At 65.4% G+C, this 14,911-nt stretch carries 13 protein-coding genes; 6 read left to right on the forward strand and 7 right to left on the reverse strand.

From position 1 onward, the window contains the following. Positions 1–10 precede the first annotated feature (10 nt). From IM784_RS17355 to cobO, 4 genes are read left to right on the forward strand one after another with little or no spacing between them, the layout of a single operon-like run. Positions 11–979 carry a DUF6925 family protein gene (locus tag IM784_RS17355; protein ID WP_199556423.1) on the forward strand — a complete coding sequence of 323 codons (969 nt, stop codon included), beginning with the start codon at positions 11–13 and terminating at the stop codon, positions 977–979. Next, on the forward strand, positions 976–2,010 hold the full coding sequence (gene cobW, locus IM784_RS16385; protein WP_199556424.1) for a cobalamin biosynthesis protein CobW: 1,035 nt from the start codon (positions 976–978) through the stop codon (positions 2,008–2,010). Before IM784_RS17355 ends, cobW begins: the two co-directional genes overlap by 4 nt. Further along, a complete protein-coding gene (gene cobN, locus IM784_RS16390; RefSeq protein ID WP_199556425.1) occupies positions 2,010–5,744 on the forward strand; it encodes a cobaltochelatase subunit CobN in 3,735 nt (1,244 codons plus the stop codon). The genes cobW and cobN overlap by 1 nt, the downstream gene beginning before the upstream one ends. Further along, positions 5,734–6,333 carry a cob(I)yrinic acid a,c-diamide adenosyltransferase gene (gene cobO / locus IM784_RS16395; protein ID WP_199556426.1) on the forward strand — a complete coding sequence of 200 codons (600 nt, stop codon included), beginning with the start codon at positions 5,734–5,736 and terminating at the stop codon, positions 6,331–6,333. Before cobN ends, cobO begins: the two co-directional genes overlap by 11 nt. 55 nt (positions 6,334–6,388) lie before the next feature. Here cobO and IM784_RS16400 read toward each other — a convergent pair whose 3' ends face one another. The 7 genes from IM784_RS16400 to cyoA all read right to left on the reverse strand — a co-directional run bounded on the left by IM784_RS16400 (position 6,389) and on the right by cyoA (position 13,164). Beyond that, the gene (locus tag IM784_RS16400) at positions 6,389–6,919 is read right to left on the reverse strand and encodes a response regulator transcription factor (RefSeq protein ID WP_199556427.1); all 531 of its coding nucleotides are present in this window, start codon (positions 6,917–6,919) and stop codon (positions 6,389–6,391) included. Beyond that, positions 6,916–8,217 (reverse strand): ATP-binding protein, encoded by a 1,302-nt coding sequence (locus IM784_RS16405; RefSeq protein ID WP_199556428.1) that lies wholly within the window; start codon positions 8,215–8,217, stop codon positions 6,916–6,918. The genes IM784_RS16400 and IM784_RS16405 overlap by 4 nt, the downstream gene beginning before the upstream one ends. Further along, entirely contained in the window at positions 8,214–9,029 is an 816-nt protein-coding gene (locus tag IM784_RS16410; RefSeq protein WP_328799571.1) for an SURF1 family protein, read from the reverse strand. The genes IM784_RS16405 and IM784_RS16410 overlap by 4 nt, the downstream gene beginning before the upstream one ends. Next, the gene (gene cyoD, locus IM784_RS16415; RefSeq protein ID WP_199556437.1) at positions 8,972–9,274 is read right to left on the reverse strand and encodes a cytochrome o ubiquinol oxidase subunit IV; all 303 of its coding nucleotides are present in this window, start codon (positions 9,272–9,274) and stop codon (positions 8,972–8,974) included. Before cyoD ends, IM784_RS16410 begins: the two co-directional genes overlap by 58 nt. Positions 9,275–9,336: 62 nt before the next feature. Next, positions 9,337–9,966 carry a cytochrome o ubiquinol oxidase subunit III gene (gene cyoC / locus IM784_RS16420; protein ID WP_199556429.1) on the reverse strand — a complete coding sequence of 210 codons (630 nt, stop codon included), beginning with the start codon at positions 9,964–9,966 and terminating at the stop codon, positions 9,337–9,339. 3 nt (positions 9,967–9,969) lie between these two features. Further along, a complete protein-coding gene (gene cyoB / locus IM784_RS16425; protein WP_199556430.1) occupies positions 9,970–11,991 on the reverse strand; it encodes a cytochrome o ubiquinol oxidase subunit I in 2,022 nt (673 codons plus the stop codon). A 12-nt stretch (positions 11,992–12,003) separates the two neighbouring features. After that, positions 12,004–13,164 carry a ubiquinol oxidase subunit II gene (cyoA, locus tag IM784_RS16430; RefSeq protein WP_199556431.1) on the reverse strand — a complete coding sequence of 387 codons (1,161 nt, stop codon included), beginning with the start codon at positions 13,162–13,164 and terminating at the stop codon, positions 12,004–12,006. Between the two features lie 126 nt (positions 13,165–13,290). On the opposite strand from cyoA, the gene IM784_RS16435 reads away from it, so the two are divergent. Beyond that, positions 13,291–14,601, forward strand: a complete 1,311-nt coding sequence (locus tag IM784_RS16435; protein ID WP_199556432.1) for an MFS transporter — start codon at positions 13,291–13,293, stop codon at positions 14,599–14,601. A gap of 145 nt (positions 14,602–14,746) precedes the next feature. After that, on the forward strand, positions 14,747–14,911 hold a 165-nt coding region (locus tag IM784_RS16440), incomplete at its 3' end, for a transposase (protein ID WP_199556229.1).

The following is a 14,911-nucleotide window of genomic DNA, read 5'->3' on the forward strand; positions in this document are numbered from 1 at the left end:
GGAACCACTGATGCACCGCGCCGAATTCCCGCTGATCGCCGATCTTGTCGAAGACGCCTCGAATGGCTGGAGCATCGGCAGCTTTGGCGCCATCGGCGAGTTCATGCGCGATGCCGATGAAGCGGCAGCCATCGAACGCAGCGCCGACTTCATCGAGGTGGTGACGGCGCGCGGTGGGATGCGGGCCGTGGCGGCCGATCTGCAGGGCGTCGCCTGGGACAGTCTTTCCGCCGATGGCGAAAGCTGGGGGCATAGCCTCGCCTTCTGCCTGCCCGTGCGGGGCGAACAGCCTGCAGGCGTCCATGCGTTGGGCAGGGACGCAGACGCCCTGCGCGCGGACGACCGGCAGGGATATCTGTTCGAGCTGGGCCTGGGCCATGGGCAGGTTTCCATGTCCGTCCGTACGCGCGACACGGACCTGATCGCCGCGCTGGAGGCAGCGGAAGGGCAGCCGATCCTCTCGGTGCCGGGCATCATGCCGCTGTTCGTGCAGGCGGCGCCGCATCGCGTGCTGCGCTCGCCCGCCGGCCGGATCGAGGTTTTCCAGCCGATCCCGCCGCCGGATGGCAAGAGCCCCGAGGGTCCGCATACGCATCTGCTGCCAAGACTGATCGCGAAAAACCGGCCGCACTCGTCCAACACGCCGATCCCCGACGGCTGGCAATCGGTGCTGTCCATGCACCCCAAGTCCCCGTGGCGGACGATGTTGGGCGAGCGGCATCCGTTCGAGCCGGAAACAGATCGTGCCTTTCGTCCGCTGCTGGACCGCTTCGGACTGGCAGAGGACCGGGCGGTCGAAGCCCGGATCGCGGCGGGGCTGGATGCCGGCGAGCTGGAATGGCCCGACTCCAGACGCGGCCGAACCCGGGCGCGGATCATCCTGCGCCGGCTGGCCGCTGCAGGAGAGGAGCGGGTGAAGCCCTGGCGCGCACTGCACGACCGCGCACCCATCGAGATCGAAGAAGGAGAAGAGGCGTGAGCAAGGTTCCCACCACGGTCATCACGGGCTTTCTGGGGGCCGGCAAGACCACGCTGATCCGCCATCTGCTGGAAAATGCGCAGGGGCGCCGGCTGGCCCTCATCATCAACGAGTTCGGCGACGTCGGAGTCGATGCCGAGCTCGTGAAAGGCTGCAACGACGAGGCCTGCCCGGAAGACGATATCGTCGAGCTTGCCAACGGTTGCATCTGCTGCACCGTTGCGGACGATTTCCTGCCCACCATGCAGAAGCTGCTGGACCGCCCCGTGCCGCCCGATCACATCCTCATCGAGACCAGCGGACTGGCACTTCCCAAGCCGCTGGTGAAGGCGTTCCAATGGCCGGACATCCGCACGCGGGCGACCGTGGATGGCGTGATTGCGCTGATCGACGCCGATGCAGTCGCCGCCGGTCGCTTTGCGACGGACGAGGCGGCTCTGGCCGCTGCCCGGGCGGGCGATCCCAATCTCGATCACGACAGCCCGCTGGAAGAGCTGTTCGAAGAGCAGCTGGCGTGTGCCGACATGGTCGTGCTCAACAAGACGGATCTCGTCGACGCCGCGACCCTCGCCGATGTGGAAGGCCGCGTTGCAGCCGGGACGCGGCCCGGCGTCGGCATCTTGCGCGCGAGGCATGGCGCGGTGGATATCGCGACCCTGCTGGGGATCGTGGCGGCCGCCGAGGAGGATCTGGACTCCCGGCCCTCGCACATCGACGACGGCGAGGAACATGACCATGACGACTTCGCAAGCTTTGTCGCGAAAGGCGGCGAGATCGCCGATGTGGACGCCTTTGCCGCCGCACTTGGCGAGATCATCCGCGCCCACGACATCCTGCGGGTGAAGGGCATGGTCGCCGTTGCCGGCAAGCCGATGCGGCTGGTGGTGCAGGCGGTCGGCCCGCGAATCCAGCCCTATTTCGATCGCAACTGGCAGGCCGACGAGCCGCGGCAGACGGCGTTGGTGGTGATCGGCCAGACGGGCCTGAACGAAACGGCAATCCGGCAGGCGCTGAATGCGCTGATCGGCTGATGCACCTGCTGGCCGCCACACCGGGAACGATTTCCAATGGCGACGAGGCGATCGACCTCGACCAGTCGCCGGGCGATATCCTGTTCCTGACGGTGGCGGACAGCGATCTCGCCTGCTTCGCGCAGGCCGCCGCGGATCTGCGCGCCGGCGACGACACCCGGCCTGCGATCCGGCTGGCGAACCTGCTGCAGCTGATGCACCCCTACTCGGTCGATCTCTATGTCGAAAAGGTCGTCAGCCGCGCCCGGTTCGTGTGCGTCGCGCTGTTGGGGGGCAAGAGCTACTGGCCATATGGCATAGACGAAATTGCCGCTGTCGCCCGTGCGAACGGCATTGCCTTTGCCGCCATCGCCGATGGGCAGGAGCCTGATCCTGCGCTGACCGCTGCCTCCACCCTGCCGCCGGATCAGCTCGAGCGGTTTCGCGGCTATCTGCGGCAGGGCGGCGTTGCCAATGCGCGCAACTTCCTGAAGGCGGCGGCGCGACTGGCCGGGCGTGATCTTGGGCGTCCGGCAGAGCCGTTGCCGCTCGCCGATGCAGGCCTCTATCTGCCGGGGACGGAGCGGCCTTCGCTCGGGGATGTCCGGCGCGATTGGGTTGCGGGCCGGCCGACGGCAATGCTCGTCTTCTATCGCGCCCTGCTGGCCGCCGGAACGCTGGAGGCTGTGGATGCGGTGCTTTCGGGGCTGCAGGCGCAGCAACTGAACGTCGTTGCGGTGCATGTGAGGAGCCTGCGCGAGGCGTTTGCGACGGACCTGCTGTCGGGCGTGCTGGAGGCGACGCAGCCGGAGGTGATCGTGAACGCGACCTCCTTCGCCGCCTCGCGGCCGGGCGACACGCGCACCCCCTCGGTGCTGGAACAGGCCGATTGCCCCATCCTGCAGCTCGCCTTTGCGGCCGTGGATGCCGGGGAGTGGGAGGAACGGCCGCGCGGCCTTGGACCGCGCGACCTGGCGATGAACGTGGCGCTTCCGGAAGTGGATGGCCGCATCTTCACGCGCGCCGTCGCCTTCAAGGCTGCGGAACGGTTCGATGCGCGCACGCAATGCGGGATCGTCGTGCCGAAGGTGGTGCCGGGGCGGGTCGAGTTTGTCGCCCGGCTGGCTGCAAACTGGGCGCGGCTGCGCCGCACCGCGCGGCCAGATCGGCAGGTGGCGCTGGTGCTGGCAAACTATCCCAACCGCGACGGACGGATCGGCAATGGCGTGGGGCTGGACACGCCCGAAAGTGCAGCCGAGATCATCAGGGCCATGAAGGGCGCGGGCTATGCGGTGGGCATGGCGCCGACGGATGGCCGTGCCCTGATGCAAGGCCTGCTGGATGGACGGACCAACGATCCAGTCTCTGTCGGACGCGGCGGCGAAGCGCTCGACCTCCTGACCTATTGCCAGCATTTCGACCGCTTGCCGCAGCCGGTGCGCGATGCGATGCTGGAGCGCTGGGGCGCGCCCGCGGATGATCCGTTCATCGTGGATGGCGCCTTCCGGCTCGCCGTCCACCGCTTTGGCAATCTGGCGATCGCCGTGCAGCCCGCGCGCGGCTACCATATCGACCCGAAGGAAAGTTATCACGATCCGGCGTTGCCGCCGCCGCACGCCTATCTCGCCTTTCACATCTGGCTGGAACAGGCGTTCGGCGCGCAGGCCGTGGTGCATGTGGGAAAGCATGGCAATCTGGAATGGCTGCCGGGCAAGGCGCTGGCGCTCAGCGAAAGCTGCTTCCCCGAAGTCTGCGCCGGGCCGATCCCGCAGCTGTATCCGTTCATCGTCAACGATCCGGGCGAAGGAACGCAGGCCAAGCGGCGGATCTCCGCCGTGATCGTCGATCACCTCACGCCGCCGCTGACACGTGCGGAATCCTATGGCCCGCTGAAGCAGCTGGAAGCGCTGGTAGACGAATATTATCTCGCGGCCGGGATGGACCCGCGCAGGCTGCTGCGGTTGCGCGGCGATATCCTCGATCTGGCGCTTTCGCAGGGGCTGGCCCAGGACGCGGGGGCCGAAGGCGACGGCGACGACGCCCTTGCCGCCATCGACAACTATCTATGCGAATTGAAGGAAATGCAGATCCGCGACGGGCTGCACGTGTTCACCCGGTCGCCGGAGGGGCAATTGCGGCGCGACCTGCTGGTGGCGCTGGCGCGGGTGCCGCGCGGCCATGATCGCGACGGGCAGATGTCGCTGCTGCGGGCGCTGGCCGACGACCTCGCACTTGGGTTCGATCCACTGGATTGCCGGCTGGGCGACGTCTGGGAAGGCCCGCTCCCGGCCTTGCTGGCGGGGCTGAGCGACGATCCATGGCGCAGCGTCGGCGACACGGTGGAACGGCTGGAGCTGCTGTCGCTGGCCCTGCTCGACGGGGAAGCGCCCGGCCCGCGCTCCGGGGCGGTTCTGGACTCCATCCGGACCGATCTCGCGCCGCGCGTCGACGCCTGCGGCGAACAGGAAAAACGGGCGCTGCTGGCCGGGCTGGACGGACGCTTCGTGCAGCCGGGGCCATCGGGCGCCCCGACACGCGGCCGCGCAGACGTGCTGCCCACAGGTCGCAACTTCTATTCCGTGGACACGCGCTCCGTGCCGACTGCTGTCGCCTGGGAACTCGGCCAACGCTCGGCCGAGCTTCTGGTCGCAGATTTCGTCCAGCGCGAAGGCCAGTATCCGCAGGCAATCGCGCTTTCGGCCTGGGGCACCGCCAATATGCGGACAGGCGGCGACGATATTGCGCAGGCCCTGGCGCTGATGGGCGTCCGCCCCCGCTGGGAGTGGAGCTCTGGCCGGGTGACAGGCTTTGAAATCCTGTCTCTCACCGAACTCGGCCGCCCGCGCGTGGATGTCACCTTCCGCGTTTCCGGCTTTTTCCGCGATGCCTTTCCCGAGCAGATCGACCTGATCGACAGCGCCGCGCGGGCCGTTCAGGCGCTGGACGAGGCGGAGGAAGACAACCCCGCCGCCGCCCGCGCTGCCCGTGAAACGGCCGAGCTGGAGGCGGAAGGGGTCAGCGCCTCCAATGCAGCGCTCCGGGCCGGATCGCGCGTCTTCGGCTCCCGGCCGGGAGCCTATGGGGCCGGGCTGCAGGCGATGATCGACGAAAAGCTGTGGCACAGCCGCGCGGATCTGGCCGGCGTCTATCTCGACTGGGGCGGATATGCCTATGGCGGCGGGCAGGAAGGCGCCGGAGAACGCAGCCTTTTCGCGCGGCGGCTGGCCGCGGCGGATGCGGTTGTGCAGAACCAGGACAACCGCGAGCATGATCTGCTGGACAGCGACGACTATTACCAGTTCGAAGGCGGGATAGCGGCGGCCATCGAGCATCTGCGTGGCCGCGCGCCGATCAGCTACCACAATGATCACAGCCGCCCGGAACGGCCGGTGATCCGCCGTCTGGAAGACGAGATCGGGCGCGTGGTCAGGGCGCGGGTGACGAACCCCAAATGGATCGCCGGCGTGATGCGCCACGGCTACAAGGGCGCCTTCGAGATCGCCGCCTCGGTCGACTATCTGTTCGCCTTCGCAGCGACGACACAGGCGGTGAAGGATCATCATTTCGACGCCGTGCATGCGGCCTTCATCGAGGATGAGGCGGTGCGCGCTTTCATGGCCGACAGCAATCCCGCCGCCTTGCGGGAAACGGCCGCGCGGCTTGCCGAGGCGCTGGCGCGTGGGATGTGGAAGCCGAAATCGAACAGCGCGGGCAGGCTGCTCGCCGGGATAGCAGGAGGCGAGGATGCGCACTGAAGCCGAACACAGCAGCCGGATGGCCAAGAAGAAGGCCGCACACGACAGGATCGTCGCGGCCAAGGCATTGGAAAAGGGCCTGATCATCGTCCACACCGGCAAGGGCAAGGGCAAGACGACGGCGGCCCTGGGCATGGTGGTGCGTGCCATCGGCCACGGAATGAAGGTGGGCGTCGTGCAGTTCGTGAAGGGGGCGATGGAGACCGGCGAGGCAGCCGTTTTCGCGAACTTCCCCAATGTCGAGTTCCGCCCCATGGGCGACGGCTTCACCTGGAACACGCAGGACCGCGAGGCCGACATCGCCTCCGCCCGCGCCGCCTGGACCGAAGTGAAGCGGATGATCGACGACCCGAGCTATGACATGGTGCTGGCGGACGAGCTGAACATCGTGCTTCGCTATGACTATCTGCCATTGGAGGAGGTGCTGGAGACGCTGCGCGCGAAGCCGGCCGACACGCATGTGCTGATCACCGGCCGCAACGCCCCGGAGGCGTTGATCGAGGCGGCGGATCTGGTGACCGACATGACGCTGGTGAAGCACCCGTTCCGCGAGCAGGGCGTGAAGGCACAGGCGGGGATCGAGTTCTAACCCTAAACGGAAGGCGTGGGTTTCTCCCCCTATCCGGCGCGCGTCCGGCTGCCGCTTATCGCACCGGGCGCTTTTCCAGCTTTCGCGCCAGCGTTCGCCGGTGCATGCCCAGCCGGCGGGCGGCTTCGGAAATGTTGAAATCCGTCTCCATCAGCGTCCGGTGGATATGTTCCCACTCAAGCGTCTTGATCGACGAATGCCGGCCATCGACCGGGATATCGGGATTTCCCTCCTCTCGGGCAAAGGCGGCTTCTATGTCGTCGGTGTTCGATGGCTTGGCCAGATAATGGTCCGCACCCAGCTTGATCGCCTCTACCGCCGTTGCGATGCTGGCAAAGCCGGTGAGCACCACGATGCGCATCCGTGGAAATGCAGCCCGCAGTTCCTGCACACAGCCGAGGCCGGAACCGCTGCTCAGCTTCAGGTCGACCACTGCATAGTCTGGCTGCCGTGTTGCCAGCAGCCCGGCAAGCGCGTCCTGGCTGGCGGCATGCACCACCTGATATCCGCGCCGCTCGAACGATTTCTGCAGGGTCCGCGCAAAGGCGGCGTCGTCCTCCACCAGCACCAGCAGCGGTGCCTTCATGTCGCCGGCACCGAGATGCTGGACAGCGGCAGCCGGATCGATACCGCCGCGCCGCCACCCGGCAGGTTGCGCGCAGAGGCTTCACCCCCAAGTTTGCGCACGACATTCACCAGCAGGAACAGCCCCAGTCCGCCGCCGGGCTTGTCCCTGGTGGAATGATATGGCCGGCCGAACGCCTGCAGCATTTCTGCGGTGAAGCCGGGCCCGCGATCGGATATCTCCAGCATCAGCATGCCATTTTCCCGTTCGGCCAGAATGCCCACCCATTGCGGAGAGACATGCAGCGCATTGTCAATCGCATTGCCGATCACCTGCCGCAAGGCCGGATCGGCCAGGATGGGCACATCCGCGTCCAGCCGATCGGTCAGCATGATTGCCGGATAGCGCCGGTCGGTCTTCCATTCCGCGACGATATCGCGGAGGAACCGGCGTGCCGTCGTTCGCGCCGGCGCTATGCCGCGCGCTTCCCCGGCAGACATCAGGATGCCGCTTACAATCGTCTTGCAGCTTTCGATGGCGGCGATCATGTCCGATAGATCGGCCTGCAGTTCCGTGTCGCCGGCCAGCGCCGGCAGCTGCCGCCAGTCTCCGGCCAGCACGGCCATGGTGGAAAGGGGCGTGCCCAGCTCATGGGCGGCCCCGGATGCCAGCATGCCCATGCGAACGATATGATCCTCTTCCGCCGCCTGCTGGCGGATCGCCGCAAGCGCTGCATCGCGATCCGAAAGGTTGCGGCTGATCCGCGTGACGAACACCACCAGCAGCACCGATACCAGCGCCAGGCACACGAGGCTGCCGGCGATCTGCAGGTTCAGCGGGCCGCCTTGCAGCGCGGGGGGGATTTCCAGCGGCCGCTGGTTGAAGGCCAGCAGCGGCAGCGCAAGGAAAACCGCCCCGACGATCGCCCAGCTCGTGGCCGGCCGCAACAGGATGGCGCCAAGCACGATCTGCAGCAGATACAGCATCAGGAACGGGTTGGTGACGCCGCCGCTGTGAAACAGCTGCCAGGTGAGGGCGACGACATCCAGCAACAACGCCATCGTCAGTTCGGCATTGGAGATGGCGGCGCGGTGGAAGACGACAGGAATGGTGACCAGATTGATCAGGATGAGGATCGCGGGCGCCAGCAGCAATGGCGCCAGCGGCAGGGCAATGCCCATTCCCCAGTGAACGACGATAACGGTTGCCAGCTGACCCACCACCGCCAGCCAGCGCAATTGCACCAGCAGCAGCATGTTGCGACGGCCGGCATCGCTTTCGGCCGCGGTCACGCTCCGGATGCGCCAGTTCCCGATCATGGCGGGCCGGTCCCTGCCGGACGCCAGACGATCCACGCGCCGCCAATCGCCAGGATCGCAAGGGCAAACCAGGTCAGCGCATAGATCATGTGATGGTCGGAAAAGCGGATCACCGTCAGGCCGCCCACCGGCGTGCCGGGTCCGGCCCCGGAGGCGCGGGCTTCTTCAAAGGCAGATGCGTCGGCATCGATGAAGTAGGGCGCCGTCAAGCCGCTTCCCATGGCCGCCGAAATGGCTGTCACGTCGCGCGAATACCATTTGCGGGCTGCCGGGTCATTCTCCCGCAGGAAGCCGCCGCCGGGCTCTGTCAGGCGCAACAGACCGGTGACGGAGACGTTCCCGGACGGCGGCGGTGCGACCTTCTGGCCCGCCGGCACGAAGCCCCGGTTCACCAATATCCGATAGGGCCCCGTATCGAGCGGCTGCATCACCCAGTATCCGCCGCCGAGTTCGGTGACGGCTTTCACCAGCTCGGGCTTCACCGGAAGATACCGCCCGTTCACCTGCACCCGCAGATAGCCGTGGCTGCCGGCCGTCAGCTCACCCCAGGCGGCGGGCGGCGGCGGCGCGACGGGCGGCGCATGGGCGCGGCTGTCCACCGCCGCGATCAGGTCCTGCTTCCAGGCCCGGCGCTCCAGCTGCCAGAAGCCCAGCGCGGCCAGCGCCGCCGCCGCCAGCAGCAGGCCCGCCGCAAGCAAGGCAGACGGCACCCGGCGCCCGCGCCGGGAGGGTGTTTCCGCCTGCGTCAGCGCCTCTACCGGATATCGTGGATAGCCGGCATCATGTTCGTGTTCAGGTGGTGCATTACCCACAGGGACCCGCTCAGCATGATGACGACGACGATGATGGTGAACACCAGTGCGGTAAGTGTCCAGCCTCCTTCCGACTTGCCGTTCATATGCAGGAAGTAGATCATGTGCACCACCACCTGCACGACCGCGAAGGCCATGACGAGGACGGCGGTGATATCGTTGGGCAACGGCCGCGCCATCACCAGCCAGAACGGCACCGCCGTCAGGATCGCCGCCAGCACGAAGCCGATCACATAATCGCGCATCGAGCCATGGGATGCGCCATCGCCATGCGCGGCATGCCCGTCCGGTGCCGGATGTTCTGTGCTCACCGCAACATTCCCATCAGATAGACAAGGGTGAAGACGCCGATCCAGATCACGTCCAGGAAGTGCCAGAACAGGCTGAGACACATCAACCGCCGCTGGTTCGCCGGCTTCAGGCCATGGCGATCGATCTGGACCATCAGGGTGACCAGCCAGATGATGCCGAAGGTCACGTGCAGCCCGTGGGTGCCGACAAGGGTGAAGAAGGCGGACAGGAAGGCGCTGCGCTGCGGCGTCGCGCCCAGATGGATCAGATGGTGAAACTCATAGAGTTCGATGCCCAGGAACATCAGCCCGAACAGGCCGGTGACGCCCAGCCAGAGCAGTGTCTGGCGCTGTTCCCCGCGGGCCATCGCCAGCATCGCAAAGCCATAGGTGATCGATGAAAACAGCAGCATGGCCGTGTTCAGCGCAACCAGGGGCAGATCGAACAGATCCTGCGGCCCCGGCCCGGCCGCCAGATTGCCGCCCAGCACGGCATAGGTCGCGAACAGGATGGCGAAGATCAGGCAATCGCTCATCAGGTAGATCCAGAAGCCCAGCAGGGTGCTGCCGCCTTCCGGATGGTCGTGCTCGTGCAGGTCGTAGAAATGCGCGGTCAGGTCCGCGGGAAGCTGCTGGCTGCTCTGCATCGATCAGGCCCCCCCTGCCGCCTGCGCGCCGGCCAGCTGGCGGGTGCGCGCGGCCTCCGTTTCAGAGACGGTATCGGCGGCGATGTGAAAATCGCGGTGATAGTTGAACGTGTGCGCGATACTGACGGCGATGACGGCAAGCAGGCTCAGCGCTGCCAGCCACCACATGTACCAGATCATCGCAAATCCGCCGACGATGCAGATCGCCGACAGAATCACCCCGGTGCCGGTGTTCCGCGGCATATGGATCGCGCGGAACCCCGATTCCGGACGCTTCACCCCGGCCTGCTTCATCTCGTGCCAGGCATCGAGCGAATGCACCACGGGGGTGAAGGCGAAATTATAGTCCGGCGGCGGCGACGACGTCGCCCACTCCAGCGTGCGGCCATTCCAGGGGTCTCCGCTGCTGTCGCGCAGACTGTCGCGCCGCCAGATGGAAACCGCGAACTGCACCAGCATCGCCCCGATGCCCGCCGCGATGACAACGGCACCGATGCCGGCGATCACGAACCAGATCTGCAGCGATGGATCGTCGAACACGCGCATCCGCCGCGTCACCCCCATCAGCCCCAGAATATAGAGCGGCATGAAGGCCAGCCAGAAGCCGACAACCCAGCACCAGAAGCTGATCTTGCCCCAGAACACATCCAGCTTGAAGCCGAACGCCTTGGGCCACCAGAAATTGATCGCCGCAAACAGCCCGAACAGCACCCCGCCAATGATCACGTTATGGAAATGCGCGATCAGGAACAGCGAGTTGTGCAGCACGAAATCCGCCGGCGGCACCGCCAGCAGCACGCCCGTCATACCGCCGATCACAAAGGTCAGCATGAACGCGATCGTCCACATCATCGGCAATTCGAAGCGGATGCGGCCACGGTACATGGTGAACAGCCAGTTGAAGAGCTTGGCGCCGGTCGGGATGGAGATAACCATGGTGGTGATGCCAAAGAAGCTGTTCACCGAGGCACCAGACCCCATGGTGAAGAAATGGTGCAACCAGACCACATAGGAAAGAATGGTGATGACGATCGTTGCGTAGACCATCGACGTGTAGCCAAACAGCCGCTTGCCCGAAAAGGTGGAGGTGACTTCGGAAAACACGCCGAACAGCGGCAGGATCAGAATATAGACTTCCGGATGGCCCCAGATCCAGATGAGATTGACGTACATCATCGGGCTGCCGCCGAAATCGTTGGTGAAGAAATTGGTCCCCACATAGCGATCGAGCGTCAGCAGCGTGAGCACGGCCGTCAGCACCGGGAAGGATGCAACGATCAGCACGTTGGTGCACAGGCTGGTCCAGGTGAAGACGGGCATCTTCATCAACGTCATCCCCGGAGCGCGCAGCTTCAGGATCGTGACGATCAGGTTTATGCCCGAAAGCGTCGTGCCGACGCCGGCGATCTGCAGCGACCAGATATAATAGTCGACCCCCGAGGCCGGGCTGTAGGCGATGCCGGAGAGCGGCGGGTAGGCAAGCCAGCCCGTCTGCGCAAACTCCCCGACGAACAGCGACGCCATCACCAGCACCGCCCCCGCTGTCGTCATCCAGAAGCTGAAATTGTTGAGGAATGGAAAGGACACGTCGCGTGCGCCGATCTGCAGCGGCACGATATAGTTCATCAGCCCGGTGACAAACGGCATTGCGACGAAGAAGATCATGATCACGCCGTGCGCGGTGAAGATCTGATCGTAATGATGCGCGTTGAGATATCCTTCAGAGCCGTTGAAGGCCATGGCCTGCTGCAGCCGCATCATGATGGCATCGGCAAAGCCCCTGAGGAACATCACCAGCCCCAGCACCATGTACATGATGCCGATCTTCTTGTGATCGACGCTGGTGAACCAGTCGTTCCACAACATGCCCCACAGCCTGTAGCGCGTCAGCAGGGCCAGCGTGGTGAGGCCGCCGATCACCACGGCAACGAAGGTGGCGACGACGATCGGCTCGTGCAGGGGCAGGGCATCCAGCGACAGGCGCCCGAAAACAGGATGGATTGCGACAGGCGCAGCGGCGGACATCAAAAATAGCCTTCAACGAGCAGCGGGTAGCGGCGTGATGCGGGAAAGCAGCGTCTGCGAGCCGTTGACCAGCCCGGCGCCCAGAAGCGGTGCAAGCACCACCGGAGTCGGCAGTTCGAAATTGTCGGCGGCCACCGGCCTGGTGTCGCAGGTGGCAGCCACCATCATCCGCGCGGGTCGCCCGCCCTCGCTGCCACGCCCGGCGAACTTGTCATAGGAAAGCTGGCCCACATTATAGGCTCCGGCAAGGCCGAGGCCGCCCCGGGCATCGATCGACATCATGTCGTGCATGCACATCTTGCCGGGTTCGACGCAAAGATTGAGCACGGCATGGAACAGGTCGCGCTCCACCTGTGCGAACCGGATCACCGGCACATTCTCGCTTGGCCGCTCCAGTTCCAGATATGCCATCCGATCCAGCCTGCCGCCGCCTGCGCGCACGTCGCTTATCCAGCGGTCGAAATCCGCCTGGCTGAGCCCGTGCGCGTGGAAGCGCATGCCAGAGAATCCCGCGCCGCTATAATTGGCTGAAAAGCCCCGATAGCTGCCGGGGCGGTTGAACACGGCATGCAGCTTTGTCTCCATGCCGGGCATCGCATAGATCTGCCCGGCAAGCGCGGGTACGTAGAAGCTGTTCATCACCGACGAGGATGAAATGCGGAAGCGGATGGGCCGGTCTATCGGAGCAGCCAGCTCGTTTACCGTCGCGATGCCATATTCGGGGTAGATGAACAGCCATTTCCAGTCGAGCGCGACGACCTGAACTTCCAGCGGGCGGGTATCGGGCAGCACCGGCTGCCCGGGGCTGACGCGCGCCAGCGGCCGATAGGGGTCCAGCAGATGCGTGCCCACCCAGGTGACCGCGCCCAGGCAGATAATGATCAGCAGGGGGGCGCCCCAGATGGCCAGCTCCAGGTGGGTCGAGTGGTTCCATTCCGGATCATAGCGGGCTTCGCGATTGGCGGCGCGATACGTCCACGCGAAAAAGATCGTCATCGCCATCACGGGCACAATGACGATCAGCATCAGCAGCGTGGACAGTATGACAAGATTGCCCTGCTGCCTTGCGATATCGCCGGCCGCATCCAGCACGACCATGTCGCAGCCCGGCAGCAGCGCCAGCGGCGCAAGCGACAGGATTCCGAAGAGACGGCCGTGGCGTGGGTGAGGCATGCCGGGGCGACTAGGCCGACGGCGGCAACCGTCCCATAGGACATTTTGCCCAATCCCCTTGCGCCGGATCCGCGACAAAGGGGAATGTCCACACCCCGGACAAGGCTTGCAGGCAGACTGAATGCGATGACGGAACTTGCTGCCGAGCGCGACGCACGCGATATCAACGACGACGGCCACCCGGTCCAGCCGGGAGAAATCGCCGTCGGGGTGATCATCGGCCGCGCCTCCGAATTCTTCGATTTCTTTGTCTACGCCATTGCTTCCGTGCTGGTTTTCCCCAGCCACGTCTTTCCGTTCCTGGATCCGCTTGCCGGCACGATCCTGTCGTTTGCGGTATTTGCCGTTGCCTTTGTGGCGCGTCCGGTGGGCACATATGTCTTTACCGGAATCGATCGGCGCTATGGGCGCAGCGCCAAGTTGACGATCGCGCTTTTCCTGCTGGGCGGCGCCACCGCGGCTATCGCATTCCTGCCGGGATATGCGGCAATCGGCCTCGGCTCGGCTGGGATGCTGACGCTGTTCCGCGCCGGTCAGGGGGCTGCGCTGGGCGGCACATGGGATGGCCTTGCCTCGCTGCTGGCGCTCAACGCGCCGGAGGGCAAGAGGGGCTGGTATGCCATGCTGCCCCAGCTTGGCGCACCCATAGGGCTGATCGTGGCGAGCCTGTTGTTCGCCTTCCTCATCTGGGCCTTGCCGGCGGAGGATTTTCTGGAATGGGGCTGGCGCTACCCCTTCTTCGTGGCGTTCGCGATCAACGTCGTGGCGTTGTTCGCAAGGCTGCGCATCGTCGTGACGCCGGAATATACCCATCTGTTCGAAGGCCGCGCGCTGGAGCCATCGCCTGTGGTGGAGACGGTGAAACGGCAGTGGCGGGTCATCACCGCCGGCGCGCTGGCACCTCTCGCCAGCTTTGCCATGTTCCACATGGTAACGGTCTTTCCGTTGTCGTGGGTGTTCCTGTTCACCCGGGAATCGCCGGTCCGCTTCCTGCTGATCGAAGCGTTTGCCGCCGTCTTCGGCATTGCCGCGATCATCGCCTCGGGCCATCTGGCGGATCGCTTCGGCCGCCGCACGGTGCTGGGCGTTTCCGCTGCTGCAATCGCTGCCTTCAGCGGCTTTGCACCGCAGCTGCTGGGCGCAGGGCAGGGCGGGGAGCTTGCCTTCATGCTGACCGGGTTCGTGCTGCTCGGCTTGTCGTTCGGCCAGTCGTCGGGCGCGATTTCCGCAAGCTTTCCCATATATTACCGCTATACCGGCTCCGCGCTCACCTCGGATCTTGCGTGGATGTTCGGTGCCGGATTCGCGCCGCTGGCGGCGCTTCTGCTGTCCAGCGAGTTCGGGCTGATATCTTCCGGCGCCTATCTGCTTTCAGGCGCCGCCGGGACCCTGGCCGCCTTGTGGCTGAACCAGAATCTGGCGCGCAGGATTGAATGACGCTGCCCCGCACCCACAGCCGCCTGCCGATGCGAACGAATGCCCCTGGCGCGCTTCCCCTAGGCGGGATCGACATTCAGGATTTCCAAACGGGTTGATCGCTGATTCATAGGGCTCCGTGTTGAACGCGGAGCGGACGATGGGGATCAAGCGGTACGAGTTGAACGATGCGCAGTGGGCGAGGATCGCGCTGCTGCTGCCGGGCAAGGCGGGGGATCCTGGACGGACGGGGTCGGATAACCGATTGTTTGTGAACGGATGTTTGTGGGTTCTGAGATCTGGAGCGCATTGGTGCGACCTGCCTGAGCGC

The sequence above is a fragment of the Sandaracinobacteroides hominis genome, from assembly GCF_016464365.1.
GTDB classification, from domain to species: domain Bacteria; phylum Pseudomonadota; class Alphaproteobacteria; order Sphingomonadales; family Sphingomonadaceae; genus Sandaracinobacteroides; species Sandaracinobacteroides hominis.